The 26,656-nt window shown below is 69.6% G+C and carries 26 protein-coding genes and 1 pseudogene; 21 read left to right on the plus strand and 6 right to left on the minus strand.

The genetic code is table 11. The annotated features are described in order from the left end of the window. Positions 1-348: 348 nt before the first annotated feature. The 17 genes from GCU53_RS13475 (at position 349) to hypE (ending at position 15,597) form a co-directional block, all read left to right on the plus strand. Entirely contained in the window at positions 349-1,641 is a 1,293-nt protein-coding gene (locus GCU53_RS13475) for an Nramp family divalent metal transporter (RefSeq protein WP_152388075.1), read from the plus strand. A gap of 198 nt (positions 1,642-1,839) precedes the next feature. After that, positions 1,840-2,916 carry a hydrogenase small subunit gene (locus tag GCU53_RS13480; RefSeq protein ID WP_152388076.1) on the plus strand — a complete coding sequence of 359 codons (1,077 nt, stop codon included), beginning with the start codon at positions 1,840-1,842 and terminating at the stop codon, positions 2,914-2,916. Further along, positions 2,913-4,721, plus strand: a complete 1,809-nt coding sequence (locus tag GCU53_RS13485; RefSeq protein WP_152388077.1) for a nickel-dependent hydrogenase large subunit — start codon at positions 2,913-2,915, stop codon at positions 4,719-4,721. The genes GCU53_RS13480 and GCU53_RS13485 overlap by 4 nt, the downstream gene beginning before the upstream one ends. Positions 4,722-4,737: 16 nt before the next feature. Beyond that, on the plus strand, positions 4,738-5,460 hold the full coding sequence (gene cybH / locus GCU53_RS13490; RefSeq protein WP_152388078.1) for a Ni/Fe-hydrogenase, b-type cytochrome subunit: 723 nt from the start codon (positions 4,738-4,740) through the stop codon (positions 5,458-5,460). Between the two features lie 149 nt (positions 5,461-5,609). Then, complete coding sequence (locus GCU53_RS13495; protein ID WP_152388079.1) at positions 5,610-6,239, plus strand: HyaD/HybD family hydrogenase maturation endopeptidase; 630 nt, start codon at positions 5,610-5,612, stop codon at positions 6,237-6,239. 2 nt (positions 6,240-6,241) lie between these two features. After that, complete coding sequence (gene hypC, locus GCU53_RS13500) at positions 6,242-6,568, plus strand: HypC/HybG/HupF family hydrogenase formation chaperone (RefSeq protein WP_152388080.1); 327 nt, start codon at positions 6,242-6,244, stop codon at positions 6,566-6,568. After that, the gene (locus tag GCU53_RS13505; protein ID WP_152388081.1) at positions 6,565-7,011 is read left to right on the plus strand and encodes a thioredoxin domain-containing protein; all 447 of its coding nucleotides are present in this window, start codon (positions 6,565-6,567) and stop codon (positions 7,009-7,011) included. The genes hypC and GCU53_RS13505 overlap by 4 nt, the downstream gene beginning before the upstream one ends. Next, the gene (locus GCU53_RS13510) at positions 7,008-7,859 is read left to right on the plus strand and encodes a hydrogenase expression/formation protein (protein WP_152388082.1); all 852 of its coding nucleotides are present in this window, start codon (positions 7,008-7,010) and stop codon (positions 7,857-7,859) included. Before GCU53_RS13505 ends, GCU53_RS13510 begins: the two co-directional genes overlap by 4 nt. Further along, positions 7,856-8,074: a rubredoxin gene (locus GCU53_RS13515; RefSeq protein ID WP_152388083.1), complete on the plus strand. Its 219-nt coding sequence runs from the start codon at positions 7,856-7,858 to the stop codon at positions 8,072-8,074. Before GCU53_RS13510 ends, GCU53_RS13515 begins: the two co-directional genes overlap by 4 nt. A gap of 4 nt (positions 8,075-8,078) precedes the next feature. Continuing rightward, entirely contained in the window at positions 8,079-8,528 is a 450-nt protein-coding gene (gene hybE / locus GCU53_RS13520; RefSeq protein ID WP_152388084.1) for a [NiFe]-hydrogenase assembly chaperone HybE, read from the plus strand. Further along, positions 8,525-9,574, plus strand: coding sequence for a nickel-dependent hydrogenase large subunit (locus tag GCU53_RS13525; RefSeq protein ID WP_152388085.1), 1,050 nt, complete (start codon positions 8,525-8,527; stop codon positions 9,572-9,574). The genes hybE and GCU53_RS13525 overlap by 4 nt, the downstream gene beginning before the upstream one ends. Beyond that, positions 9,567-9,908: a hydrogenase maturation nickel metallochaperone HypA gene (gene hypA, locus GCU53_RS13530; protein ID WP_244306761.1), complete on the plus strand. Its 342-nt coding sequence runs from the start codon at positions 9,567-9,569 to the stop codon at positions 9,906-9,908. Before GCU53_RS13525 ends, hypA begins: the two co-directional genes overlap by 8 nt. A gap of 2 nt (positions 9,909-9,910) precedes the next feature. Next, on the plus strand, positions 9,911-10,858 hold the full coding sequence (gene hypB / locus GCU53_RS13535) for a hydrogenase nickel incorporation protein HypB (RefSeq protein ID WP_152388086.1): 948 nt from the start codon (positions 9,911-9,913) through the stop codon (positions 10,856-10,858). A gap of 20 nt (positions 10,859-10,878) precedes the next feature. Continuing rightward, positions 10,879-13,185, plus strand: coding sequence for a carbamoyltransferase HypF (gene hypF / locus GCU53_RS13540; protein WP_152388087.1), 2,307 nt, complete (start codon positions 10,879-10,881; stop codon positions 13,183-13,185). Further along, entirely contained in the window at positions 13,185-13,439 is a 255-nt protein-coding gene (locus GCU53_RS13545; protein ID WP_090621515.1) for a HypC/HybG/HupF family hydrogenase formation chaperone, read from the plus strand. Before hypF ends, GCU53_RS13545 begins: the two co-directional genes overlap by 1 nt. Next, a complete protein-coding gene (gene hypD, locus GCU53_RS13550; RefSeq protein ID WP_152388088.1) occupies positions 13,436-14,575 on the plus strand; it encodes a hydrogenase formation protein HypD in 1,140 nt (379 codons plus the stop codon). The genes GCU53_RS13545 and hypD overlap by 4 nt, the downstream gene beginning before the upstream one ends. Then, the gene (gene hypE, locus GCU53_RS13555) at positions 14,572-15,597 is read left to right on the plus strand and encodes a hydrogenase expression/formation protein HypE (RefSeq protein WP_152388089.1); all 1,026 of its coding nucleotides are present in this window, start codon (positions 14,572-14,574) and stop codon (positions 15,595-15,597) included. Before hypD ends, hypE begins: the two co-directional genes overlap by 4 nt. An 815-nt stretch (positions 15,598-16,412) precedes the next feature. Here the strand turns inward: hypE and GCU53_RS13565 are convergent. The 4 genes from GCU53_RS13565 to GCU53_RS13580 all read right to left on the minus strand — a co-directional run bounded on the left by GCU53_RS13565 (position 16,413) and on the right by GCU53_RS13580 (position 19,264). Beyond that, positions 16,413-16,808 (minus strand): hypothetical protein, encoded by a 396-nt coding sequence (locus GCU53_RS13565; protein ID WP_152388090.1) that lies wholly within the window; start codon positions 16,806-16,808, stop codon positions 16,413-16,415. Positions 16,809-17,129: 321 nt separating this feature from the next. Next, positions 17,130-17,519 carry a hypothetical protein gene (locus GCU53_RS13570; RefSeq protein ID WP_152389894.1) on the minus strand — a complete coding sequence of 130 codons (390 nt, stop codon included), beginning with the start codon at positions 17,517-17,519 and terminating at the stop codon, positions 17,130-17,132. A 294-nt stretch (positions 17,520-17,813) separates the two neighbouring features. Then, positions 17,814-18,377 (minus strand): HupE/UreJ family protein, encoded by a 564-nt coding sequence (locus GCU53_RS13575; RefSeq protein WP_152388091.1) that lies wholly within the window; start codon positions 18,375-18,377, stop codon positions 17,814-17,816. 146 nt (positions 18,378-18,523) lie between these two features. After that, positions 18,524-19,264 (minus strand): sulfite exporter TauE/SafE family protein, encoded by a 741-nt coding sequence (locus GCU53_RS13580; RefSeq protein WP_152388092.1) that lies wholly within the window; start codon positions 19,262-19,264, stop codon positions 18,524-18,526. Positions 19,265-19,500: 236 nt separating this feature from the next. On the opposite strand from GCU53_RS13580, the gene GCU53_RS13585 reads away from it, so the two are divergent. From GCU53_RS13585 to GCU53_RS13600, 4 genes and pseudogenes are all read left to right on the plus strand, one after another. Further along, entirely contained in the window at positions 19,501-19,704 is a 204-nt protein-coding gene (locus GCU53_RS13585) for an MbtH family protein (protein WP_152388093.1), read from the plus strand. A gap of 181 nt (positions 19,705-19,885) precedes the next feature. Continuing rightward, positions 19,886-21,877 carry a condensation domain-containing protein gene (locus GCU53_RS25500; protein WP_244306763.1) on the plus strand — a complete coding sequence of 664 codons (1,992 nt, stop codon included), beginning with the start codon at positions 19,886-19,888 and terminating at the stop codon, positions 21,875-21,877. A 359-nt stretch (positions 21,878-22,236) separates the two neighbouring features. Beyond that, a pseudogene (locus tag GCU53_RS13595) lies at positions 22,237-22,848 on the plus strand (GNAT family N-acetyltransferase); the annotation flags it as partial. Between the two features lie 128 nt (positions 22,849-22,976). Beyond that, positions 22,977-24,281 carry a lysine N(6)-hydroxylase/L-ornithine N(5)-oxygenase family protein gene (locus tag GCU53_RS13600; RefSeq protein ID WP_152388095.1) on the plus strand — a complete coding sequence of 435 codons (1,305 nt, stop codon included), beginning with the start codon at positions 22,977-22,979 and terminating at the stop codon, positions 24,279-24,281. Positions 24,282-24,568: 287 nt separating this feature from the next. Here GCU53_RS13600 and GCU53_RS13605 read toward each other — a convergent pair whose 3' ends face one another. Together GCU53_RS13605 and GCU53_RS13610 are read right to left on the minus strand one after the other, a co-directional pair. After that, the gene (locus GCU53_RS13605; RefSeq protein WP_208845253.1) at positions 24,569-25,789 is read right to left on the minus strand and encodes a DUF3500 domain-containing protein; all 1,221 of its coding nucleotides are present in this window, start codon (positions 25,787-25,789) and stop codon (positions 24,569-24,571) included. A 165-nt stretch (positions 25,790-25,954) separates the two neighbouring features. After that, positions 25,955-26,500, minus strand: coding sequence for an RNA polymerase factor sigma-70 (locus GCU53_RS13610; RefSeq protein ID WP_152389896.1), 546 nt, complete (start codon positions 26,498-26,500; stop codon positions 25,955-25,957). Positions 26,501-26,656 lie beyond the last annotated feature (156 nt).

A 26,656-nucleotide genomic window follows, 5' to 3' on the forward strand; every position in this document is an offset into this window, starting at 1 on the left:
TGGTCTTGCCGGGCGGCGATGCGCGGCCGGCGCTGCCCGGGATGGCTCCGTTCGAAAGGCTTGTGGCTTGTGGCCATTATGCGTGCGGCGCGGCGTGCCGGATAACGCGAATAAAGGGGAAGTTTCGTCTTTGCCTCCGTTCCCGAGGCAATCGCATGAAGCGAAATGTCGGCATGCATACGCCCCTACATGCTCATGCGCTTGCCCTGCCTCCGTCCCGGATCGTCGTGCCGCCTGCTTGCCGGCCTGCTAAGATAGACGCCCTTCGATCTGTGGCCGTGCGCCGGGCGTTCCGTCCCGCGGCGGGGCGGCGACAGTGCCCTGCCGCCTCCATTCCCGGACCTTCCGATGCGCAATTCCACCGCTGCCGGCGCGCCTGCCGGCCGTTCGCCCCAGCCTTCCCGCAATCCCCTCCGGCGCCTGCTCGCGGTGCTGGGCCCTGGCCTGATGATGGCCGGAGCGGCCATCGGCGTCTCGCACCTGGTGCAGTCGACCCGTGCCGGGGCCGACTACGGCTTCACCCTGATGTGGGTGATCCTCCTGGCCAACGTCCTCAAGTATCCGTTCTTCGAGTATGGCCACCGCTTCACCGCGGCTACCGGGCAGAACCTGCTGGAGGGCTACCTGAGGCAGGGCCGCTGGGTGCTGGGGCTGTTCTTCGCGCTGAACCTGGTCACCGCCGTGACCAGCATCGCCGGCGTGACCTTCGTCACCGCGGCGCTGGCGGAAAACCTGTTCGGCTTCGGCTTCTCCAATGCCGTCTGGAGCGCCGGTCTGCTGCTGTTCTGCGTCGCCCTGACGGTGCTCGGCCACTACCGCTACGTGGAAGGGGCGATCAAGGCGATGCTCGCGGTGCTGTTCCTCGCCACCGTCTCGGCCACGCTCGCTGCGGCGATCAAGGGGCCGGTGGCGGCGCCGGGCACCCCGGTGCCGGCCCTGAGCATCGCCTTCCTGGTCGCGCTGCTCGGCTGGATGCCGGCGCCGATCGAGGTCTCGGTGTGGAACTCGCTGTGGGTCCAGGCCAAGGAGCGCGCCCTCGGCCGGCGCATCTCCCTGGCCGAGGCACGCTGGGACTTCAACCTCGGCTACGTGCTGACCATCCTCCTCGCCCTGATCTTCACCGCCCTCGGCGCGCTGGTGATGTTCGGCTCGGGCGAGAGCCTGTCGGGCAACGCCAGTGTCTTTTCCAAGCAGTTGGTGCAGTTGTACGGTGCGACCCTCGGCGAGCTGTGGATGCCGGTGGTGGCCGCCGCCGCCTTCTCGGCGATGCTCTCCACCGTGCTGACGGTGGTCGAGGCCTATCCGCGCTCGCTCGCCGAGGCCCTGCATCTGCTGGCGCCGGGCCTGAGAATCCGCCACCACGCCCACCACAGCCTGTGGATGGTCGGCACCAGCCTGCTCGGCTGGCTGATCGTGCAGGCCTTCCTCGACGACCTGACCCGGCTGATCGACCTGGTCACCAGCATCGCCTTCCTGTCGGCGCCGGTCTTCGCGGTGATGAACTACCGGCTGATCTTCTCGGACCAGGTCGGTGCCGAGGCGCGGCCCGGCCTGGCGCTGCGCCTGTTGAGCCGGGCCGGCATCCTGTTCCTCACCGGCTTCAGCCTGTTCTTCCTCTACAGCCGGTATTTCGCCGCTTGATCGCCAGGCCCGGGCCAGAGCGGCCTGGCCCCCGGCCCGACGAGTACCCCGGTGCCAAGTCATGACAAAACCATGGCATTGGCGCATGATTCGCGGGGTTTTTCACTCAGCAACCGTGGGCAATCTCGCCGGCGCGCCGTCATAGCCGAAGGACGATGCGCAGGAGCGCCGAAACGACCTGGCCACAAGGGTAACGGCATGTCTCAACTCGAAACCTTCTATGACGTGATGCGGCGTCAGGGCATCACCCGCCGCAGTTTCCTCAAGTACTGCAGCCTGACGGCCGCGGCCCTGGGCCTCGGCCCGACCTTCGCCCCACAGATCGCCCACGCGATGGAAACCAAGCCGCGCACCCCGGTGCTCTGGCTGCACGGCCTGGAGTGCACCTGCTGCTCCGAGTCGTTCATCCGCTCGGCCCACCCGCTGGTCAAGGACGTGGTGCTGTCGATGATCTCGCTGGACTACGACGACACCCTGATGGCCGCCGCCGGCCACCAGGCCGAGGCGGCCCTCGAAGAGACCATGAGGAAGTACAAGGGCGAATACATCCTCGCCGTGGAGGGCAACCCGCCGCTCAACGAGGACGGCATGTTCTGCATCGTCGGCGGCAAGCCGTTCCTCGACCAGCTCAAGCACGCCGCCAAGGACGCCAAGGCGGTGATCGCCTGGGGCAGCTGCGCCAGCTGGGGCTGCGTGCAGGCGGCCAAACCGAACCCGACCCAGGCGGTGCCGATCCACAAGGTGATCACTGACAAGCCGATCATCAAGGTGCCGGGCTGCCCGCCGATCGCCGAGGTGATGACCGGGGTGATCACCTACATGCTGACCTTCGGCAAGCTCCCCGAACTGGACCGCCAGGGCCGGCCGAAGATGTTCTACGGCCAGCGCATCCACGACAAATGCTACCGCCGCCCGCACTTCGACGCCGGCCAGTTCGTCGAGCACTGGGACGACGAGGGCGCGCGCAAGGGCTACTGCCTGTACAAGGTCGGCTGCAAGGGGCCGACCAGCTACAACGCCTGCTCCACGGTGCGCTGGAACGAGGGCACCTCCTTCCCGATCCAGGCCGGCCACGGCTGCATCGGCTGCTCGGAGGACGGCTTCTGGGACAAGGGCTCGTTCTATGAGCGGCTGAGCACCATCCCGCAGTTCGGCATCGAGAAGAACGCCGACGAGATCGGAGCCGCCGTCGCCGGCGGCGTCGGTGCCGCCATCGCCGCCCACGCCGCGGTCACTGCCATCAAGCGTCTGCAGAACAAGGGGGATCAGGCATGAGCAGCCTGCCGAACGCCAGCCAGCTCGACAAATCCGGCCGGCGCATCGTCGTCGATCCGGTGACCCGCATCGAGGGCCACATGCGCTGCGAGGTCAACGTCGACGCCAACAACGTGATCACCAACGCGGTGTCCACCGGCACCATGTGGCGCGGCCTCGAGGTCATCCTCAAGGGCCGCGACCCGCGTGATGCCTGGGCCTTCGTCGAGCGCATCTGCGGCGTCTGCACCGGCACCCACGCGTTGACCTCGGTGCGCGCGGTGGAGGATGCCCTGGGCATCCGCATCCCCTACAACGCGCACCTGATCCGCAACCTGATGGACAAGACGCTGCAGGTGCACGACCACATCGTGCACTTCTACCACCTGCACGCGCTGGACTGGGTCAACCCGGTCAACGCCCTGAAGGCCGACCCCAAGGCCACCTCCGCCCTGCAGCAGGCGGTCTCGCCGGCCCACGCCAAGTCCAGCCCCGGCTACTTCCGCGACGTGCAGACGCGCCTGAAGAAGTTCGTCGAGAGCGGCCAGCTCGGCCTGTTCGCCAACGGCTACTGGGACAACCCGGCCTACAAGCTGCCGCCCGAGGCGGACCTGATGGCCGTGGCCCACTACCTGGAGGCGCTGGACCTGCAGAAGGACATCGTCAAGATCCACACCATCTTCGGCGGCAAGAACCCGCACCCGAACTACATGGTCGGCGGTGTGGCCTGCGCCATCAACCTGGACGACGTCGGCGCCGCCGGCGCGCCGGTCAACATGACCAGCCTGAACTTCGTCCTCGAGCGCATCCACGAGGCCCGCGAGTTCACCAAGAACGTCTACCTGCCGGACGTCCTGGCGGTCGCCGGGATCTACAAGGACTGGCTGTACGGCGGCGGCCTGGCCGGGCACAACCTGCTCTCCTACGGCACCTTCACCAAGGTTCCGTACGACAAGTCCAGCGACCTCCTGCCGGCCGGCGCCATCGTCGGCGGCAACTGGGACGAGGTGCTGCCGGTCGACGTGCGCGATCCCGAGGAGATCCAGGAGTTCGTCAGCCACTCCTGGTACAGCTACGCCGACGAAACCCGTGGCCTGCACCCCTGGGACGGCGTCACCGAGCCGAAATTCGAGCTCGGCCCGAACACCAAGGGCACCCGCACGAACATCAAGGAGCTGGACGAGGCGCACAAGTACAGCTGGATCAAGGCGCCGCGCTGGCGCGGCCACGCCATGGAGGTCGGCCCGCTGGCGCGCTACATCATCGCCTACGCCTCCGGCCGCGAATACGTGAAGGAGCAGGTCGACCGCTCGCTGGCCGCCTTCAACCAGAGCACCGGCCTTGACCTCGGCCTCAAGCAGTTCCTGCCCTCGACCCTCGGCCGCACCCTGGCGCGCGCCCTGGAGTGCGAGCTGGCGGTGGACAGCATGCTCGACGACTGGCAGGCCCTGGTCGGCAACATCAAGGCCGGCGACCGCGCCACCGCCAACGTCGAGAAGTGGGACCCGAGCACCTGGCCGAAGGAGGCCAAGGGGGTCGGCATCAACGAGGCGCCGCGCGGCGCCCTGGGCCACTGGATCAAGATCAGGGACGGCAAGATCGAGAACTACCAGGCGATCGTGCCGACCACCTGGAACGGCACTCCGCGCGACCATCTGGGCAACATCGGCGCCTACGAGGCCGCGCTGCTCAACACGAAGATGGAGCGTCCGGACGAGCCGGTGGAGATCCTGCGCACCCTGCACAGCTTCGACCCCTGTCTGGCCTGCTCGACCCACGTGATGTCGCCGGACGGCCAGGAGCTGACCCGGGTGAAGGTCCGCTGAACCGGAGGATTGCGCGATGGCACTGGAAAAATCCCTGGAGGCCGGCGACGGCCAGGAGAAGGTCCGCAAGCAGACCGCGGTGTACGTCTACGAGGCGCCGCTGCGCCTCTGGCACTGGCTCACGGCGCTGTCGATCGTCGTGCTTGGCGTGACCGGCTACTTCATCGGCGCGCCGCTGCCGACGATGCCCGGCGAGGCGATGGACAACTACCTGATGGGCTACATCCGCTTCGCTCACTTCGCCGCCGGCTACGTGCTGGCCATCGGCTTCGTCGGCCGGGTCTACTGGGCCTTCGTCGGCAACCACCACGCCCGCGAGCTGTTCCTCGTGCCGGTGCACCGCAAGGCCTGGTGGAAGGAGCTGTGGCACGAGGTGCGCTGGTACCTGTTCCTCGAGAAGACCCCGAAGAAGTACATCGGCCACAACCCGCTGGGCCAACTGGCGATGTTCTGCTTCTTCGTGATCGGCGCGGTGTTCATGAGCGTCACCGGCTTCGCCCTCTACGCCGAGGGGCTGGGGCAGGGCAGCTGGGCCGACCGGCTGTTCGGCTGGGTGATCCCGCTGTTCGGCCAGAGCCAGGACGTGCACACCTGGCATCATCTTGGCATGTGGTACCTCGTCGTCTTCGTCATGATCCACGTCTATCTGGCCGTGCGCGAAGACATCGTGTCCCGGCAGTCGCTGATCTCCACCATGGTCGGCGGCTGGCGGATGTTCAAGGACGACCGGCCGGACTGACCGCCGCTGGCGCACCGCCAGGGGGCGCAGGCAGTCTGCGCCGCACCGTTTTTCACCACCCGGGTCGCTGTGTCGCCCCGGGTTTTCGCCATCAGGGACGTGCGAGTTGACCCACGGTCCGGGCCACAACGCCCGGTGGTAAACGATCCATGACAGGCTCCAGCCCCAACATCCTCATTCTCGGCATCGGCAATCTGCTCTGGGCGGACGAAGGCTTCGGCGTGCGCTGTGTCGAGCTGCTCAACGAGCGCTACCGCTTCCCCGACAGCGTGCGGCTGATGGACGGCGGCACCCAGGGCATCTATCTGGTGCAGCACGTCCAGCAGGCCGACTGCCTGATCGTCTTCGACGCCGTCGACTACGGCCTGGCACCCGGCACCCTGAAGCTCGTGCGCGACGACGAGGTGCCCAGGTTCATGGGCGCCAAGCGCATGAGCCTGCACCAGACCGGCTTCCAGGACGTGCTGGCGCTGGCCGCGTTCACCGGTGCCTATCCGCGCGAGCTGCTGCTGATCGGCGTGCAGCCCGAGGAACTGGAGGACTTCGGCGGCAGCCTGCGCGAGCCGGTACGTGCCCAGCTGGAGCCGGCGCTGCAGGTCGCCCTGGCCTTCCTCGCCGAGCGCGGGGTGTTCGCCGCGCCGCGCGACGGCGACGCCGAGCAACTGGCGCCGGCGCAGCTGGCCCTCGGCCGCTACGAGGCCGAGCGTCCGGCCGAGGACGTGGCCTACCGTCACGGCGACATCCGCTTCATCGCGCAGCCGGGCCGGGAGGAGGACTGAGCATGTGCATCGGTATTCCCCTGCAGGTGCTGGAGTGCGCGCCGGGCCGCGCCCTGTGCGGCGACGAGCGCGGCGCGCGCTGGATCGACACGCGGCTGATCGAGCCGCCGGCGCCCGGCGACTGGCTGCTGGTGTTCCTCGATGCCGCCCGCGAAGCCCTCGATGCCGGGCGCGCCGCGCAGATCCGCGAGGCCCTGCGCGCGCTGCAGGCCGTGCAGGCGGGCGACCTGGCCGCCCTCGACGGCCTGTTCGCCGACCTCGACCGTGAGCCGCAACTGCCGCCCCACCTGCAGGCGCAACTGCCCCCCAAGGAGCCGAATAGCCCATGAGCCACCCCCTGATCGAGCGTCTGACCGCGACGCTCGGCTACCCCCTGCTGGACGCCGCCGGTCTCGACCGCCAGGTGCAGGCGCAGCCGTTCTCCGTGCTGTTCTTCGCCGGCGACCCCAAGCGCTTTCCCGAGTCGCTCGACGTCGCGGTGATCCTGCCGGAGCTGGTCAAGGCCTTCCCGCAGCTCAGTCCGGCGCTGATCGCCGGTGAAGACGAGGCCGGCCTGCAGGGGCGCTACGGTTTTTCCGTCTGGCCGAGCCTGGTGTTCCTCAAGGAGGGGCGTTACCTGGGCAGCCTGTCGCGGGTGCTGAACTGGGGCGAATACCTCGAGCGCATCCCGGCGATCCTCGCCGGCGAACCCGAGGACCTGCCACGCATTCCCGTGCTGTCGCTGGATGGCGGCGCACCTTCCTGTAGCCAAATGGAGATTAGCGAACCATGACCGGCGATCTGCCCCTTCTCCCACCCGGCTTCGGCCCCGGCTCGCACGGCGAAAAGGACCGGCTCGACTACCTGCCGATGCCGCGCGAGATGCACACCTTCGAGCGTCCTGCGCTGCCGGAGCCCGGGCAACTGGGCGCGCACCCCATCGCCCTGGCGCTGCTGGAGCGGCTGCAGGAGGCGCTGGGCGCCTACCGGATCGGCGAGCAGAGCCGGGTGATCGGCCTCGACCGCCAGCCCAAGGCCGACCTGAAGCTGCTCCAGCAGATCCTCGGCGAGGGCGAGGTGGCGATCCAGGTCGGCGGCCAGCGCCCGGCGCGCATCCAGGAGACCGTGCTGGCCGGGGTCTGGTGGGTGCAGCTGCAGGTCGGCCTGGGCGAGGTCGTCGGCCAATGGCTGGAAGTGGCCGACGTTCCCGCGCTGGTGCGCCGTCGGGCCTTCGCCGAAGCCCGCTGGCCGCGCCTCGGCGCCCTGCCGGACGACCTGCTCAACGCCGGCCCGGTGCTGGTGGAGCTGCTCGACGCGGCGAAGCGGCATGCCGAGCGCCAGCTGGCCACGCCCCACGTGATCAACCTGTCGCTGCTGCCGTTCTCCCCCGAGGACCAGCGCTTCCTCGCCGAGCAGCTCGGCGAGGGCCCGGTGACCGTGCTGTCGCGCGGCTACGGCAACTGCCGCATCGCCGCCACCGCGACCCCCGGCATCTGGCGCGTGCAGTACTTCAACAGCACCGACCGGCTGATCCTCGACACCTTGGAGGTGACCAGCATCCCGCAGGTGGCCTGCGCCGCCCGGGAGGACATCGACGACTCCGCCGAACGGCTGCGCGAGATCCGCGAGGCGCTGGAGTGATCGCGCGCTTCGAGGGCAGCTACCTGGGCGACGCCACGCGCCTGGCCGACGATGCCGTGCTCGAATGCAAGATCTGCTGGCACCGCTACGACCCCGCCGAGGGCGACGAGGTCTGGCAGATCCCGGCGGGCACGCCCTTCGCCGCGCTGCCGGCGCACTGGCGCTGCCCGCAGTGCGATGGCGACCGCGAGCAGTTCATGGTCGTGGACGACTGAGTCGATGCTCTCGGTGGCGGATATCGAGGCCTACTACCGGGCGGTCGGCACGCGCATGGCCGGTCTGCCGGTGTACAACCCGGCGCTCGTCGTGGAGCTGCTCGGCTGGCGCGCGGTCGAGGACGTCGGTGCGCTCGGCGTGCTGATCACGCCCTGGTGCATGAACCTGTTCTGGCAACCGCCGGCCGACGCCGCACTGCCGGCCAAGGGCGAGCGCGCGGTCTTGGCGCTGCCCTCCGGCGACTACGAATGCACCCTGCACGAGGACGAGCGCCTCGGCCGCTACGCCAGCGCCTCGCTGTGCTCGCCGATGCAGGACTTCCCCGGCCAGGCCGAGGCGCGGGCGATGGCCGAGGAGGTGCTGCGGCTGATCTGCGCCGTGCCGGAGCCCGAGCCGCCGCCTCGGCTCGGCCGCCGTGCCCTGCTACGTCGCGCTTTGGGCGGTGCGCCGTGAGCGGTCCGGACAGCCTGGCTGGACGCCTGCGGGTGGAGGTGCGGCTGCAGGAGGGCATCATCCGCAGCGTCGACACCCGGTTGCAGCGCCCGCTGGCGCAGCTTTCCCGCCTGTTCGTCGGGCAGACGGCGGAGGCGGCCCTGGCGTGCCTGCCGCTGCTGTTCAGCCTGTGCGCCGCGGCCCAGCAGATGGCGGCGCTGCGGGCGCTGGAGCGGGCCGCCGGCTGGACGGCGATTCCCGAGGTGGAAGAGGGCCGCACCCGGCTCGCCGAGCTGGAACTGATCCGCGAATCCCTGCTGCGTCTGGTGCAGGTCTGGGCGCTGCCGCTGCCCCTGGAGCGGCTCAAGGCGCTGCTCGCCCTGTGCCGGCAGGCCGCCAGCCGCCTGCAGCCGCTGAGCGCCTTTCGCGCTGAGCCGCAGCCGGCCGATCCGCAGCTGGAGGAGACCCTGGCCGCGCTGGTCGCCGCCTGGACCGCTCTGCAGTTGCCGGCACCGGTCGACTGGCTGGGCGCGCGGCTGAAGCCCTGGCAAGCGGTCGCGCTCGGCGGAGCGCTGCCGGAAAGCGTCGATCCGGCGAATCTGCCGGCACTGCTGACGCAGCTGCGTGCGGGCGACGTCCGGGCGGAAATCGCCGGTGCGCCGCGAATCACCGGCCCGGCCGCCATCGCCGGGATGCAGGCGACGGCCGCCGCGCAGATCGAGCAGCACGTCGGCGCGCTGCTGCGGCGCACGGCGCAGGCGATAGACTCGCTGCAGCAGCAGCCGCCGCTGCCGCCGGCGGTGGCCGGGCTGCAGGCGGGGGAGGGCGTCGGCCTGGCGCAGACCGCCCGCGGCGCTCTGCTGCACCGGGTGTGTCTGGACGAGGGGACGGTCGGCGCCTGGCAGCTGCTGGCGCCGACCGACTGGAATTTCCATGCCGACGGCCCGCTGCGCCGCCGGCTGTGCGGCGTGCGGGTGGCCGAAGGAGATTGCGAGGCGCTGCTGCGCGAGCTGATCCTTGCGCTCGATCCCTGCGTCGCGTTCGAGGTGAAGATCATTCATGCATGAGATGTCGATCGCCGAGGGCATCGTCCAGCTGCTGGAGGAGCAGGCCGCGGCGCAGCGCTTCGAGCGGGTCAAGGCGGTGTGGCTGGAGATCGGCCCGCTGGCCGCGGTCGAGGTCGAGTCGCTGCGCTTCTGCTTCGAGGCGGTGACCCGCGGCAGTCTCGCCGAGGGCGCGCGCCTGGAGATCGTCGAGCTGCCGGGGCGCGCCTGGTGCCTCGGCTGCAACGCCAGCGTGGCGATCCGCCGACGCTACGACGCCTGCCCGCAGTGCGGCAGTTACCGATTGCAGGTCACCCAGGGCGACGAGCTGCGGGTCAAGGAACTGGAGGTAGAATAAGCATGTGTACCGTTTGCGGCTGCGCCGAGGGCGAAACCCGGATCGAGGGCGAGCACCATCATCACGGGCATGACCATGCCCACCCCCACACTCACCCCCATGATCATGGCTATTCCCACCACGAGCACGTTTTCGTGCGCCGCCCAGCACCGGCCGAGGCCGCGCCGCTGGTGGTCGAGGGTTTGAACCTGCACTTCGGCCAGGGCCCGGCCCGCGCCCACGCGCCGGGCCTCAGCCAGAGCCGCATGGTGCAGATCGAGCAGGACATCCTCGGCAAGAACGACCGCTACGCCGCCGAGAACCGCGCGCGCTTCGACGCCCTGTCGCTGTTCGTCCTCAACCTGGTGTCCAGCCCCGGCTCGGGCAAGACCACCCTGCTCACCAAAACCATCGAGCTGCTCGGCCGGCGCCGGCCGCTGGCGGTGATCGAGGGCGACCAGCAGACCGACCACGACGCCGCGCGCATCCGCGCCACCGGCGTGCCGGCGGTGCAGGTCAACACCGGCAAGGGCTGCCACCTGGATGCGCACATGGTCGGCCACGCCCTGGCGCGGCTGGACGACCTCGAAGGCGGCCTGCTGTTCATCGAGAACGTCGGCAACCTGGTCTGCCCGGCGGCCTTCGACCTGGGCGAGGCGCACAAGGTGGCGATCCTCTCGGTCACCGAGGGCGAGGACAAGCCGCTCAAGTACCCGGACATGTTCCACGCCGCCGACCTCATGCTGCTCAACAAGACCGACCTGCTGCCGCACCTGGACTTCGACGTCGAGGCCTGCATCGCCTACGCCCGGCGGGTCAACCCGGACATCGAGGTGATCCGCGTCTCGGCGCGCAGCGGCGAGGGCATGGACGACTGGCTGGCCTGGATCGAGCGCCAGCGCGGCGCCCGCCTGCGCGCCCGGATCGACGCCCTCAGGGCCCAGGCGCAGGCCCTGGAGGCGCTGCTCTGAATCAGCCGGCGGAAGCGGGCGTGCGCCTGCTGCTGCGCGGCCGGGTGCAGGGGGTCGGCATGCGCCCCGGCGTGCACCGTCTGGCCACCGCGCTCGGCCTGGCCGGCGAGGTGTGCAACACCGGCGAGGGCGTGCGCATCGACCTGCAGGGCCCACCGGCGGTGCTCGCCGAATTCGAGCGCCGCCTGCCCGCCGAGCTGCCGCCGCTGGCGCGCCTCGATGCCCTCGAGCGCACGGCGCTGCCCGGCGGGGCGCGCTTTTCCGGCTTCGCCATCGCAGCGAGCCGCGACGAGAGGAGCGGGGCGCTGGCACCGCCGCCGGATGCCGCGGTCTGCCCGGCCTGCCTGGAAGAACTCTGCGATCCGCAAAGCCGCCGCTGGCGCCATCCCTTCATCAACTGCACCCACTGCGGCCCGCGCTACAGCCTGATCCGTCGTCTGCCCTACGACCGCGCGCAGACCAGCCTGGCCGGTTTCGAACTCTGCCCGGACTGCCGGCGCGAGTACCAAGATCCGGTCGACCGGCGCTTCCACGCCCAGCCGATCGCCTGCCCGGCCTGCGGCCCACGGCTGTGGTGCGAGGACGGCGAGGGCCGGCGCCTGCCCGGAGATCCCGTCGCCCTGGCGCTGGCAGCCCTGCGCCGCGGCGAAGTTGTCGCCCTGCGCGGGGTCGGCGGCTTCCACCTGGCCTGCGATGCGCGCAATGCCAAGGCGGTGGCCGAACTGCGCCGGCGCAAGCGCCGCCCGGGCAAGCCCTTCGCGCTGATGGCCGCCAACCCGGCTTCGCTGGAAGCCTTGGTCGAGCTGAACGCGAGCGGCCTGGACGAGCTGACCGGCCCGGCCGCGCCGGTGGTGCTGCTGCGCAGGCGGCCCGCCACCGATGGCTTGCTCGCCGCCGAAGTGGCGCCGGATCTCGCCTGGCTCGGCGTGATGCTGCCGCACAGCCCGCTGCACTGGCTGCTGTTCCACGAGGCCGCCGGGCGGCCGGCCGGCACGGCCTGGACCGCCGCGCCCCAGGACCTGGTACTGGTGATGACCAGCGCCAACCTGAGCGGCGAGCCGCTGATCACCGGCAACGGCGAGGCGCGCGAGAAGCTCGCCGGCATCGCCGACCTCTGGCTGCTGCACGACCGCGAGATCCTCAACCGCTGCGACGACTCGGTGATCAATGCCCTGGGCCATGCACCCGTGGTGGTCCGCAGCGGCCGCGGCCTGGCGCCCCTGGAAATCCGCCTGGCCCGCAGTGGTCCATCGGTATTGGCCCTGGGCGGCCAGTTGAAGAACGCCATCTGCCTGACCCGGGGCGACCGCGCCTGGCTGTCGCCGCACATCGGCGACCTGCACAGCGCCGACGCCTGCCGCGCCCTGGAGCGCACGGTGGCGCAGTTCGGCGAGCTGCTCGGCGTCCGTCCCGAGCGTATCGCCTGCGACCTGCACCCGGATTTCTACGCCAGCCGCCTCGCCCGCGATCATGCCGAGCGCCACGGCCTGACGCTGCACCCCGTTCAGCACCACCACGCCCACATCGCCGCGGTGATGGCCGAGCACGGCCTCGCCGAGCCGGTGCTCGGCCTGGCGCTGGACGGCTTCGGCCTCGGCGCCGACGGCCGGCTGCGCGGCGGCGAACTGTTGAAGGTGGCGGCGGACGGCTGCGCCTGGCTCGGCGAGCTGAGTCCGCTGCCGCTGCCCGGCGGCGACCAGGCATCGCGCGAGCCCTGGCGCATGGCCGCCGGCGCCCTGCATGCGCTGGGCCGCGGCGACGAGATCGCCATGCGCTTCGCCATCGAGCCGGGCAGCGCGGCCATTGCGCGGATGCTCGAACGCGGCTTCAATTGTCCGCCGAGCAGCAGCGCCGGCCGGCTGTTCGATGCCGCCGCGGGCCTCCTGGGCCTGGGCGAACGGCAGCGCTACGAGGCCGAAGCGGCGCTGCGCCTGGAGTCGCGGGTGGTCGGCCTGCCGGAGGCGGTTCCCGCACTCTGGCGGATCGGCGACGACAATCGCCTGGACCTCTCGCCGCTGCTCGCGCAACTGGCGGACCTGCACGATACGCGGACCGGCGCCGGGCTGTTCCACGGCGTGCTGATCGAGGCCCTGGCCATCTGGGCGGCGCGCGCCGCCGAGACCACCGGCCTGCGGCGGATCGCCCTGGGCGGCGGCTGCCTCCTGAACACCTGGTTGCGCGACGGGCTCTGCGCACGCCTGCGCGCCGCCGGCCTGACGCCGCTGCTGGCGCGGCGGGCGCCGGTCAACGACGGCGGTCTGGCCCTCGGCCAGGCCTGGGCGACGTTGCTGGCGCCGGACATCCCATCGACACGAGGACAAGCGTGATGTGCCTGGCCATTCCGGTCCGCATCGAGGAACTGCTCGACGAGCAGAGCGCGGTCGCCTGCATCGGCGGCCTGCGCAAGACCATCAACGTCGCCCTGCTCGACGACCTGAAGGTGGGCGACTACGTGATCCTGCACGTCGGCTTCGCCCTGCAGAAGCTCGACGAGGCCGAGGCGCAGCGCACCTTGGCGCTGCTCGCCGAACTGGGCCAACTGGCCGAGGCCGAGCAAGCCGCGCAGGGAGAGGCGCCATGAAGTACGTCGACGAATTCCGCGACGGCGCCACCGCGCGCCAGCTCGCCGCGCGCATCGCCGCCGAGGCCGATCCCGCGCGTGCGTACCGGCTGATGGAGTTCTGCGGCGGGCACACCCACGCGATCTTCCGCTATGGCATCCCCGACCTGCTGCCGGCCAACGTGCGGCTGATCCACGGCCCCGGCTGCCCGGTCTGCGTGATGCCGATCGGCCGGCTGGACATGGCCATCGAACTGGCGCGCCGCCCGCAGGTGATCCTCTGCACCTACGGCGACATGCTGCGCGTGCCCGCCTCCGGGCGCATCAGCCTGCTCAAGGCGCGCGCCGAGGGCGCCGCGGTGCGCATGCTCTACTCGCCGGCCGAGGCGCTGAAGCTGGCGCAGGACAACCCGAATAAAGAGGTGGTGTTCTTCGCCATCGGTTTCGAGACCACCACCCCGCCTACCGCGCTGGTGATCGAGCAGGCGCAGAAACTCGGCCTGACGAATTTCTCGGTGTTCTGCAACCACGTGCTGACCCCGGCGGCGATGCACGCCATCCTCGCCACCCCGGAAGCGCTCGCCGGCACGTTGCAGCTGGACGGCTTCATCGGCCCGGCCCACGTCAGCACGGTGATCGGCAGCGACGCCTACGCACCCTTCCCCGCGCAGTACGGCACGCCGCTGGTGATCGCCGGCTTCGAGCCGCTGGACCTGCTGCAGGCCCTGCTGATGCTGGTGCGCCAGCTCAACGAGGGGCGCGCCGAGGTGGAGAACCAGTTCACCCGCGCGGTCACTCGGGACGGCAACCTCAAGGCCAAGGCGCTGACCGAGCGGGTCTTCGAGCTGCGCGAGAGCTTCGAATGGCGCGGCCTGGGCGCCGTGCCGCACAGCGCCCTGCAGATCCGCGAGGCCTTCGCCGGATTCGACGCCGAGCGGCGCTTCGCCATCGAGCCGCGCACCGGGCTGGAGAACAAGGCCTGCGAATGCCCGGCGATCCTCCGCGGGGCGAAGAGCCCGCGCGACTGCCGGCTGTTCGGCAATCCCTGCACCCCGGACAACCCGCTGGGTTCCTGCATGGTCTCCTCCGAAGGCGCCTGCGCCGCCTGGTACGCTTATGGCCGCCAGCGCCAGGGCGCCGTGGAGGTGGCCCGATGAGCCGGCTCGATCTCAGGAACGGCAGCGTGGAGATGGTCCACGGCAGCGGCGGCCGCGCCATGGGCCAACTGATCGAGGAGCTGTTCGCCCGCGCCCTGCGCAACCAGTGGCTGGACCAGCGCAACGACCAGGCGCAGTTCGAGCTGCCGCCCGGGCGGGTGGTGATGGCCACCGACAGCCACGTGATCTCGCCGCTGTTCTTCCCCGGCGGCGACATCGGTAGCCTCGCCGTGCACGGCACCATCAACGACGTGGCCATGGCCGGCGCCCGGCCCTGCTACCTGGCCGCCGGCTTCATCCTCGAGGAAGGCTTCCCGCTGGCCGACCTGGCGCGCATCGTCGAGTCGATGGCCGCCGCCGCCCGCGAGGCGGGCGTGCCGGTGGTCACCGGCGACACCAAGGTGGTCGAGCGCGGCAAGGGCGACGGGGTGTTCATCACCACCACCGGGGTCGGCGTGGTGCCGCCGGGGCTCTACCTCTCCGGGGATCGGGCCCGGCCGGGCGACCGCATCCTGCTCTCCGGCAGCATCGGCGATCACGGCGTGACCATCCTCTCGCTGCGCGAGGGCCTCGGCTTCGAGGCCGACATCGGCTCCGACTCCCAGGCTCTGCACCACCTGGTCGCCGCCATGGTCGAGGCGGTGCCGGAGATCCGCTGCCTGCGCGACCCGACCCGCGGCGGCCTGGGCAACACCCTCAACGAACTGGCCCGCCAGTCGGGCGTCGGCATGCAGCTCGTCGAACAGGCCATCCCGGTGCGCGAGCCGGTGCGCGCCGCCTGCGAATTCCTCGGCCTCGATCCCTTGTACGTGGCCAACGAGGGCAAGCTGATCGCCATCTGCCCGGCCGAACGGGCCGAGCGCCTGCTGGCGGTCATGCGCGAGCATCCGCAGGGGCGCGAGGCGGCGATCATCGGCACCGTGGTGGCCGACGAGCGCTGCTTCGTGCAGATGGAGACGCTGTTCGGCGGGAGTCGGATGGTGGATTGGTTGAATGGGGAGCAGTTGCCGAGGATCTGCTGATAAGTAAGAAGGTCGGTGTTGGCCCTGCCTTGGGTTATTCAAGCCGTCTGCTTTCCTCGGCGCGACCGACAGATTTCGCCCTGCACGGCGAGTTCCTTTCTTCTTGCTTGCCCAAGAAGAAAGGAACCAAAGAAGAAGGGCACCCGACATCCGGCCCTCCACTGCGCTGCGCTTCGTTACGGGTCCCCTCGCTCCGGCACTGCTCCGGGGGCACGCCACGAAGGGACGTCCCTGTCCCTTCGTGCCTCGCTCGGCGTCCATGCCTCGCGTCCCCCTCCACTGCGCCTGCGCTCGGCCTTCTGTACGGGGCTGGGCAGTGGGCTGAGGGTTGAGCGGAATGTTTACAAAGTACGCTGGCTGCAGATTAGCCTTTGCTCTTTATGCAGAGCCTATCAGGCAGCGCCGAGTGCCCCTTTCAGGAGGCCGAGTGGAGTCGTTGCGCAAGGGGTTGAGCCGCATGGATGCGGCGAGAGGCCCGCGGGCCATGGATGGCCCTGCGGGCCGGGCCCCTGGAGCAACGACGGAGGGAGGGGATCCGGAGCGCAGCGCAGGGCCGGATGAAGGGGCAAGCGGTTTTGGTTACTTTTGTCCCGGCCGGGCAGGCGCCACTGACAAAAGTGACTCGCCGTGCGAGGCGAAACCTGTCGGTCGGGCAGCGGAAAGCGCTTCGTCATAACGATGGAGAGCGGGCCTGTGCCTGCTTGTAGCCGAAAAGCACATGGGACTTGCGCACAAGACCCGATGCTTATGCCAATCCAACTGAACCCAGAAAGCAAAAGCCCGGCTGAAGAGCCGGGCTTTTGATCTGGAGTCAATCACTCGCGATAGCTGAGCGCACTGTCGTACAGCCGGTCATCGGCCATCGCCGGATCGCTGAACACCCGGTTGCCGCGGGTTTCCACCTTGTCGCCGACGGCGAAGGCCTCGGCCGGGGAGCGCACGACCTTCTCTGCGCCATCGGCGGTGCGGACCTTGTAGGCGCGGTCGCTGAGGCCGGCGGCCTCCTGGGCCTCGCCACCGAACAGGGCGCCGATGCCGGCGCCGATCAGCATGCCGATCGGACCGCCGATCGCACCGATCATCATGCCGTTCATGCCACCGACCGACTTGCCGGTGGTCTGATCCCTGGTTTCCTCGAGAACTTCGGCGGCATGTACGCTACCGGCGGCCAGCAGGGCGAGAGTCAGGGCCAGGGTGCCGAGCTTTTTCATGGCAGTTCCTCCGAGGAAACATTCCAGCGATCTTGGTCGAATCGGTTGGTCGGGACGCAGCGCGCTGCTTGTGGCAGGCCTCCGTCTCCGTTGAGATAGAAAATACCCCTTCTATTGATGTGGATCAAGAAAATGATGGCAATTTAATGCTTAAGGAGGGGGTACCGCTTGTGCAGCCTGGTGCGGGACGGACCGTGGCGGTCTTTAGCGGGCTGCGGATGGCGATCCAGCGCACGGTAATCAAGGGGCGCGCGGCCGGCCACCGTGACGCCCGGGGGCGCCGGGGTCGTGCGGAAAGCCCGGTGAGAGCCGCCGGACCGCTCAGCGCAGGGGGCGCGTGCCGCCGTTGTCGGCCAGGGCGGCGGACTTGCCGGCGGATTTGGGGTAGGGGCGGTTGCCGCGGATCTCGACCTGGTCGCCGACCGCGAAGCGGCGGTTGGCGGAGCGCACCGTCTTCACCGTGCCACTGTCGGTGCGAACCTGATAGCTATGCTCGCCGCCCTCGGAGGCCTCCTGACCGGAACTGCCGACCAGGGCGCCGACGCCGGCGCCGATCAGCGCGCCGATCGGGCCGCCGATGGCGCCGACCATCATGCCGGTCATGCCGCCGCCCGCCGCCCGGTCTTCGGTTTCCCCGATGATCTCGTCGGCCTGTACGTTGCTCAGAGCCAGCAGGCTGAAGGTCAGGGTCAGAATGCCGAACGCTTGCATGTTCATGGCGGTTCCTCCGAGGAGCATTTCAGTGGGCTTCGCTTTTCTTGCATTCACGAACCATGCCATTCGTGACTCTTTCCAAGGAATCAATTGGTTACGTGTTAATGCGAACGTCTCGCGCGACAAAGTGTCGCGATAGCGACAGAGGTTTTGTCGTAATTCCTGCAGAAAAATGTGGCTTTTGTTGACTTGAGTCATGGAAGGGTGATCGGCCTTGTGCCTGCTTGTGCGGCCACCCAAAAAAAGACCGGGCACCTGGCCCGGTCCGGAAGCCGATCGTCGCCGGGGCGATCAGATCATCATCAGTGCGCCGCTGGCGGCGATGGCCGCGCCGGCGCCGCGGGCCAGCAGGGGCAGGCGCTGCTGCACGGCGGCGGTGAGCAGGCCGCCGCCCAGGTGCAGGCTCAGGCTGGCGGCGAGGAAGCCGGCGGCGAAGGCGGCGAGGCCGCCGCTGGCTTCCAGGCCGTGGGCATGGCCGTGGAACAGGGCGAATACCGCGGTCAGGCCCAGCGCCAGCGGTGCCGGCAGGCGGGCGGCGCCGGCGATCAGCAGGCCGCTCAGCAGCACGGAGAGGGCGATGCCGGTTTCCACCAGCGGCAGGCCGACACCGGCCACGGCCAGGGCGAAGCCGCCGAGCAGCGCGGCGAGGAAGGCGGCCGGCACGGCGAGCTTCAGGGGGCGCGATTGCTGCGCGGCCCAGATGCCGATGGCCAGCATCGCCAGCAGGTGATCCAGGCCGCCGAAGGGGTGCAGCAGGCCGGCGATCAGGCCGTTCTCGCCATGCCCGGGATGGGCGAAGGCGGCGCCGGGCAGCAGGGTCAGGGCAAGCAGGGGAAGAACGTGGCGTGTTTTCATGTCGGGGTCCTGGGACGAGGCCGGGGGCGGCGATGGTCTTCGAAGTGCCAAGCGAAGCGGCTGGCTGTGCAGCTTAAGACAAAAGGGCCATAGGTTGCAGCGCCCAGGCTGCGGCCCGCGCCATCGGGACGCTGCCGGTCTCAGGCTCAGAGGTTCTGCACGATCAGTTGGATGCCGGCCAGCAGCAGACCGGCGCGGGCGATACGGTAGAACCACTGGTGATTGACCCGCTCCTGCAGCCAGAGGCCGGTCCACACGCCCAGCGGCACGAGCGGCGCGAGGGCGAGGCTGGTCAGCAGGTTGTCGCTGGAGAACTGCCCGAGCAGCGCGTAGGGCAGCAGCTTGACCGCATTGGTCAGCAGGAAGAATACGTTGATGGTGGCGACGTAGCGCACCTTGTCCAGCTGCTGCGGCAGCAGGTGCATCATCACCGGCGGGCCGCCGGCGTGGGCGACGAAGCTGGTGAAGCCGGCCAGCGCGGAGAGCGCGGTGCCCTTGCCGCGCGCCGGCGGCAGCCCGGCCGTGCTGGCCGGCGGGCGCAGCAGGTTGAGCAGCACGAAGGTCACGGCGATGCAGCCGATCAGCAGGGCGATGACCCGCTCGTCGAGCATGCCGAAGGTCAGCGCGCCGAGCAGCACGCCGAGCAGCGCGCCGGGCAGCATGATCTTCAGGTTCGCCAGGTCCCACTTGCCGTAGTAGGCGCGCAGGCCGACCAGATCGGCGGTGCAGAGAATCGGCAGCATGATCGCCGCAGCCTGGGTGGGCGGCACGGCGAGCGCCAGCAGGGGCACGGCGATGCCGCCGAAGGCGCCGCCGAAGCCGCCCTTGGACAGGCCGGTCAGCAGCACCGCCGGTATGGCGACGAGCAAGAGTTCCGTGGACAGCATGGGCGAATCGGTCCTGATCGGGAAACGGGGGGCGGCGAGGTCGGGAAGAGGCGCACAGCTGTACCCGTTTCGCCGGGCCGGGGCAATGCTGGCAGCCGCCTGATTGCTCGTCTGTCGTATCTGCAGGCGACCGGTCAGCCGGCCGACTTGACAGGTAACAATGAAAATTATTCTCATTATTGCCTGCGGCGATCAGCGACGCAGCCCCGTCGCGCCGAACGACAAGGAGCCAAGCCATGAATTACGACCAAGCCGATACCCAGTTCCACGTGGTGGTCAATGCCGAGCAGCAGTACTCGATCTGGCCGGAGTACAAGACAATGCCGGCCGGCTGGCAGGAGAGCGGCATCAGCGGCGACCGCCAGTCCTGCCTGGCCTACGTCTCCGGAATCTGGACCGACATGCCCCGGCGCAGCCTGCGCGACGCCATGGCCGAGTGAGGCCGCCGCTCGCCCCCGTCACATTCCCGGCCGCCGTCCGCTGCCCGGGCCGCCCAGTCTGCGAGGTGCCGCCATGACTGCCCGTTCTTCACGTTCTTCCCTGCTCCCGCCCGGGGCAGCCAGGCAGCCGCCACCGCAAGATGTCTCCTGCGGCCCGACTCCGGATGGTGAGAGCGGCGCCGTGCCGCTATTGCCGCTCCAGGCGTGCCTGCTCGAAGACCTGGGGGTGGCGCCGTGCAACCGGTACCTGCTGTGCGAGCTGGCCGAGGGCCTGGAGCCGTTCCTCCTGGAACAGGCCCTGCAGGCCCTGGTGGCGCAGCACGACGCGCTGCGCCTGCGCTTCGCCGGGGAGGACGGCGCCTGGCGTCAGGCATGTGCGAAGGGCGTCGAGCCCCGGGAGCTGCTCCGGTTCTGCGAGGTGCGCGGCGAGGCCGAGGTCGCGACGCGCTGCGCGGAACTCCAGCGCAGCCTGGACCCGCGCAACGGCCCGCTGCTGCGGGGCCTGTACCTGCGCCAGGCGGGCCGCGCCGACCGCCTGCTGCTGGCGATCCATCAGTTGGCGGCGGACGAGCTCTCCTGGCAGGTCCTGCTGGAGGACCTGCAGCAGGCCTGTGGGCAGCTCGCCGCCGGCCGGCGCGTCGGGCTGCCGGCCGGAAGCGTCTCCTTCAAGGCCTGGGCCGAGCGCCTGGAGGCCTGGGCCGCCGCACCGGCAGTGCAGGCCCAGCGCGACTTCTGGCTGGCCCAGGAGCGTGCCTGCACGCAGTTGCCGCTGCTGGCGCGGGAGCCGGCCCGCGAGGGGCAGCGCCAGCGCCTGGAGCTTTCCCTCTGCGCCGAATTCAGCCGCGAACTGCTGCAGGCCGCCCGCCAGGCGTACCGGCTGCGCGCCGACGAGGTGCTGCTGTGCGCGTTGAGCCGGGTGCTCTGCGCCTGGAGCGAGCAGGACGGCATCTGCCTGCATCTGGAAAGTGATGGCCGTGCGCCGTTGTTCGACGGGCTCGACCCCGGCCGCACGGTCGGCTGCTTCACCAGTCGCTACCCGCTGCGCCTGCAGCCGACGGCCGACCTGCCCGGCAACCTCCGGGCGATCCGCGAACAGCTGGGCAGCGTCGCCGACGGCGGCCTGGCCTACGGCCTGCTGCTGCGCCGCGGCGCACTGGCCGGGGCCGCTGCGCAGGTGCTGTTCAGGTACCTGGAACCGTTCGGGGGCAGGCGCGACGGGCCGCTGCGTCTGCTCGACGCCGGCCGCTGGCGCGAGGCGGATGCGCTTCTGGAGGCTCCCCTCTGCATTGAGGTCGAGCAGCGCGGCGGCGCCCTGCACCTGCGTCTCGACTTCAGCCCCAGCCAGTGGCAGCGCTCGACCCTCGAGGGCCTGCTGCAGCGCCTGCAGGAAGAGCTGCGGGCGATCCGCGCCCACTGCCTGCACGCGCCGCGCACCCGGCTCTCCGGCGCAGCCCCGGCGGCCGGCCCCGCCCACACCTGCGCCTTGCCCGAGCCGGCCCGGCGCCATCCGGAGCCCATCGCCCTGGCGCACGGCGACCTGCGGCTCGCTCAGGTCGTGCTGGAGACGCGCAGCAACCGCCTGGCCCGCCATCTGATCGAATGCGGCGTCGGCCCCGGCATGCGGGTCGGTCTCTGTCTGGCGCACGGCATGGCGATGATCGAAGGCCTGCTGGCGATCCTCAAGGCCGGCGGCGCCTTCGTGCCGCTGGACCCCGACTGTCCCCGCGAGCAGCTGGCCTGCATGGTCGAGGATTCGGGGCTGCAGTGGCTGCTCACCAGCACGGCGCTGTGCAGCCGGGTGCCACTGCGCGAGGAGGTGGAGGCGATCTGCCTGGACCTGCTCGACGCCGGCGGTTACAGCAGCGAGCCGCCGAACCTGGCCCTCCGGCCTCAGGATCCCGCCTGCCTGCTCCATGCCGGCGGGGCGCCGGGGCGGCCCGGGGCGGTGACGATCGGGCATGCCGACCTGTCCAGGCACATGCAGGCCATCGGCCGAAGCTACGGCATGACACCGGCGGACGCGGCGCTGCCGTGCGCTGCCGCCGACGGCGCGCTCGAGCGCTGGGCGGCGGACCTGGCGGCGCAGATGTTGCGTGGCCTGTGCCGTCGCCGGGTGGACTTTTTCGCGGCCTTTCTAAATTTCTTCCAGAGCCATCCGTCCTTACCGATATGAGAGCAAAACGAGACGTCCTCTCGTTTCTTCGGGGTAATGGAGTGCGGGCATGCTGTCGCCGAATCATCCGCTGGGACCGGTTGTCCCCTTCACACGGGGCCGTGCGGGCCTGAAGCCGGCCGGCGGGACTGCGCGACAGGTTCCCGCCCGTACCCCGCGCCACGCCATGGCTAGCCACAGCCATCACTGCCGGTATGGAGAGCAGCGCCATGTCTGCGCATTCCTCGCCGCTTGCCGATAGTGCCGGGCTGCCCGATGGGCAAGGGCTTGCCGGCACCGACAGGCTTCCGCCCCGCCACGGCGGCCCGCTGCCCGAGTACGGCGCCGATTCCGGACCGGTGCGCATGCATGCCTCCGACCGCCCCCACCCATTGCGCCAGCCCAAGCCGCAGGGCGAGGTCTACCGATGCCTCGACGCCGCCCTGGGGGCCTGGGTGTCGCTGCGCACCCTCGACATCGAGGCGGATCTGGCGCGCTTCAACCGCTGGCAGAACCAGCCGCGGGTGGCCGCCTTCTGGGAGGAGGAGGGCGACCTGGCGCGGCACCGCCGCTACCTCGAGGCACGGGCCGCCGATCCGCGGGTGCTGTCGCTGATCGGCGCCTTCGACGACGAGCCCTTCGCCTACTACGAGGCCTACTGGGCCAGGGAGGACCGCATCGCGCCCTTCTACGCGGTCGACGACTACGACCGTGGCATCCACATGCTGGTCGGCGAGGAGCACCACCGCGGCCCGCACAAGGTCGCCGCCTGGCTGGCTGCGCTGGCCCGTTATCTGTTTCTCGACGAGCCGCGCACCCGGCGCATCGTCTGCGAGCCGCGCGCCGACAACGCGCGGATGATCCGGCACCTGCAGGCACTGGGCTTCGCCCGGCTCAGGGAGATCGAGTTACCCCGCAAGCGCGCCGCCCTGATGGTGCTGGAGCACGAGGCCTTCTTCGCCCGCTGTCCGGCTGGCGTGAGCAATTCCTAAAAAAGCGAGTCGCGACCCATGCGGCCACCACCACTGATGAGGTCAGGCAGGGACCCGGCCCCCCTGCGCCCGCGGCGCGGAGCAACGGTCACCCTTGGTACGTCTAGAAGACAGGATCGACATTGCACATGAGCATAGAAACGCTGGAATACGATGTGATCGGCGTGGGCTTCGGCCCGGCCAACCTGGCCATCGCCATTGCCCTGGAGGAGGATTCCAGGACCCGCGAATCCGGTCTGCGCTATTGCTTCCTGGACAGCAAGCCGGCCTTCGAATGGCATGGCGGCATGCTGCTGGAGAACAGCCGCATGCAGATCTCCTATCTCAAGGACCTGGCGACCCTGCGCAACCCGGCGAGCCGCTTCACCTTCGTCAACTATCTGCACGAGCAGCAGCGTCTGCTGCCCTTCATCAACCTCGGCACCTGCAATCCGTCGCGCATCGAGTACAACGACTACCTGCGCTGGGCCGCCGGGCACTTCGCCGAGCGCGTGCACTACGGCGAGCAGGTGGTCGCCGTGGAGGGCGTCGAGGAGCGCGGCGAGGTGCAGCGCCTGCGGGTGGTCTCGCAGTTGGCCGACGGTCGCACGCGTACCCGGCTGACCCGCAACCTGGTGGTCGGCATCGGCGCCCAGGCGGCGATCCCCGAGCTGTTCGCCGGCCTCAAGGGCGAGCCGCGACTGATCCATTCCTCCCAGTACCTGGAGCGCATCGGCCAGTGCTGCCCCGAGCGCGAGGGACGCTACCGGGTGGCGGTGATCGGTTCCGGGCAGAGCGCCGCGGAGATCTACACCGACCTGGCGGGGCGCTACCCCCGGGCCGAGATCAGCCTGGTGATGCGCGCCCAGGCGATGCGCCCGGCCGACGACAGTCCCTTCGTCAACGAGATCTTCGACCCGGCCTTCACCGACGTGGTCTACCGCCAGCCACGCGCCGCGCGCCAGCAACTGATCCGCTCGCTCAGCCACACCAACTATTCGGTGGTCAACCTGGATCTGATCGAGAGCATTTACCAGGACCTCTACCAGCAGAAGGTGATCGGCGCCGAGCAGCGCCGCCTGCTCGCCAACCGGCAGATCCAGGCCGTGGCGGCCAGCGCCGGAGGCATGCGCCTGAGCCTGCGCGACAGCCAGGACGGCGGCGAGGAGCTCCATGAGTTCGACCTGCTGGTGCTCGCCACCGGCTACCGCCGCGACGCCCACTGGAGCCTGCTGGAAGGGGTCGAGCGCCATCTGCAGAGGGACGCCGAGCTGGAGCGCAGCTACCGCCTGCCGACCCGTCCGGGATTCCAGCCGAACATCTTCCTGCAGGGCTGCTGCGAGGACAGCCACGGGCTCAGCGACACCCTGCTGTCGGTAGTCGCGGTGCGCTCCCAGGAAGTTGTGGATGCGTTGCTTGCGGCCTGTCGCCAGCCGCAGGCGGCCTGTGCCTGAGTGATCGCGCCGCTCGCGCCCCTGTTCCAGGGCGCCTTCGCCGCTTGCCGCGACGTGCCGCCGGCGTAGAAGCCATTGCCGCCTATGGTGGGAAAGGCCTGCGGCCGTTTCCCACCCTGCGGATTCGCACCCGGCCGTAGGGTGGAAAACGCGCGTAGCGCTTTTCCACCGATGCCGCTCCGGCGGAAACAGGAAGCAGGCCCCGCCGGCCAGCGCTTGCCGTCCGCACCGGCCGCGCCTGGCTGGCGCATCTTCGCCAGACGGTGCCCGGCGACCGACAAAACCGTTCAATGTTCGTGCGGGTGCGGATGCCGCTCGTAGTGCTGGCGGAGCAGATCCTTGCCGTAATCGTTGCCGTTCGGCGTGCGGATCACCGTGTGGATGTGCTCGCGGGTCGGCTTGCCGCGCTCCAGATGGCGCAGGGCGACCGGTGCCTGATGATCGAACTCGATCAGGACCACCGGGCTGTGGATGCGGTAGTAGAAGACGCTGTCCGGCTGCGTGCCGCCGATCCAGGCGAAGCGGGTCTCGTCCAGATGCCGCCGCACCTCGTCCATCTTCACGCTCGCGTGTTCGTCGCGCATGTTCCGCACGTATTCGCCGATCAGGTCGAGCAACTGCGCCTTCTGCGCGGCCGTGAGCTCGCTGGCGCGGATTCCCGCGTAGTCGAGGACGAGGTTGTCCCTGAACGCCTCGCCCACGGCGAGGTTGCCCGTCTTGGCCGTCTCGATGATCGCCTTCCGGCGCTGCACCGCGTCGAGCGCGTCGATCAGTGCCAGGCCCTTGGCCTGTTCGTCCTGCAGTACCGTGGTGCCCTGGTATCTGCCGGAGGTCGCCGTCACCGGCTCGGAGCCCATGAAGGTGGGCGTCATCACCACCTGATCGCCCAGCACGAAGTAGTTGATGACCAGATGGTGGCCGTCGAGCTGCCAGCCCCAGGGCTCCTGCTCCGCAGGCGTGCCCATCAGCGTGATCCAGTAGAGCCCCTCGTCGTATTCGGCGAAGTTGTCGTCATTGAGTTCGCCCAGCCGCTGATTGAGCCGCATGATGTCGCGCGACTGCTGCAAGCCCTTGGCGCTGAGCGAGGCGCGCAGCAGCTCGAAGGCCGCCTCGCGCTGGGCCCCGGTCATCTCCTTGAAGCCCGTGCCCTGGCGGATATAGAAGTGCTGGTTCATCCACTTGCGCCATTCCGGATCCTCGACCGGAAACAGCGTCCTGGCATGCTGCTCCGGGGTCAAGGTGGCGAGAAACGCCTCGGCGGCCTGGCGAACCGGCGCGGTGGACACCCCGGTCGAGCGGAGGGGAAAGAGGCCGCGGACGACCTCGCCGTCCGTCGTGACGCCCCTGAACGGCTCGGCCAGCCCGCGCGCCTCGGCCTCCGCCGACAGGCGCCGGGCGCGCTCGCTTGGCGGCTGCTGAGCGAGGGCGGCGTCGCCAGGCGCCAGGGCGCCGAGGAGGAGGGCGCAGAGCGCAGGGATGAGGGGGCCGTGTCCATCCGCCATTTCCATATCGCCTCGCATGCCGCCTGGGGTCGGTTGACCTGTCAGCGTAGCCGCGCCAGGCGTTCTCCGGCCGCCCCGTCCCTGCCTGCCCGCGCACCGTCAGGCTTTCCGTGGGCGTCCATGCGCCGCTTCGGCCCGCCGTCGCGGCCTACGCCAAAACGTCAACAGACCCTAGACATGGCGCCCGGCGGCTTCGAGGTGCTTGCGGCAATGCACCATGGCGTCGCGGATCATGAAGTTCACCAGGGTCGGCGAGACGCCGAGTTCGCGGGCGATTTCCCGCTGCTGCCGGCCGTGGATGCGGTACATCTCGAAGGCGTAGCGGGTGCGCTCCGGGAGCTGCTCCAGCGCCTCGGCGATCAGTTCGAGGGTTTCCTGGCACTGGTGCAGGCTTTCCGGCGATGCGCCTTCCTGCTGCTCGACCGTCATCCCTTCCTCCTCGCTGCCCCGGTGACGCTGCTCGAACGCCTGCTTGCGGTAATAGTCGATCGCCAGGTTGCGTACGGTCCGAAACATGTAACTCAATTGCGCTTTTATTGAGTGGCTGGGCAAGTGGGCGGACTCCAGCCGAAAGAAAGCATCCTGAACGACGTCCTCGGCCCTGGAGCGACATCCGGTGATATTCGCCGCGATCTTGATCAGGGCGGTGCGGTGGTCGATGAAGGATTGGATCTGGGGAGCAAGGGACGGTCTGCTCAGGAGACGGTCGGCAAGCATTCCTTGGTGCGACATACGGCGTTCCTGTGCGCGAGAGTTGACGAAAGTTTCGAGGCCTCGTGAAGTTATCGCTGGCAATGATCTTTGTCAAATAAGAATCATTATCATTGTTTGTCTGAGCGAATGTAAATGCAAAAGTTCCGTCAATGGCTCGAC

Origin of the sequence: Azotobacter salinestris, from assembly GCF_009363155.1 — a bacterium.
GTDB lineage: Bacteria > Pseudomonadota > Gammaproteobacteria > Pseudomonadales > Pseudomonadaceae > Azotobacter > Azotobacter salinestris.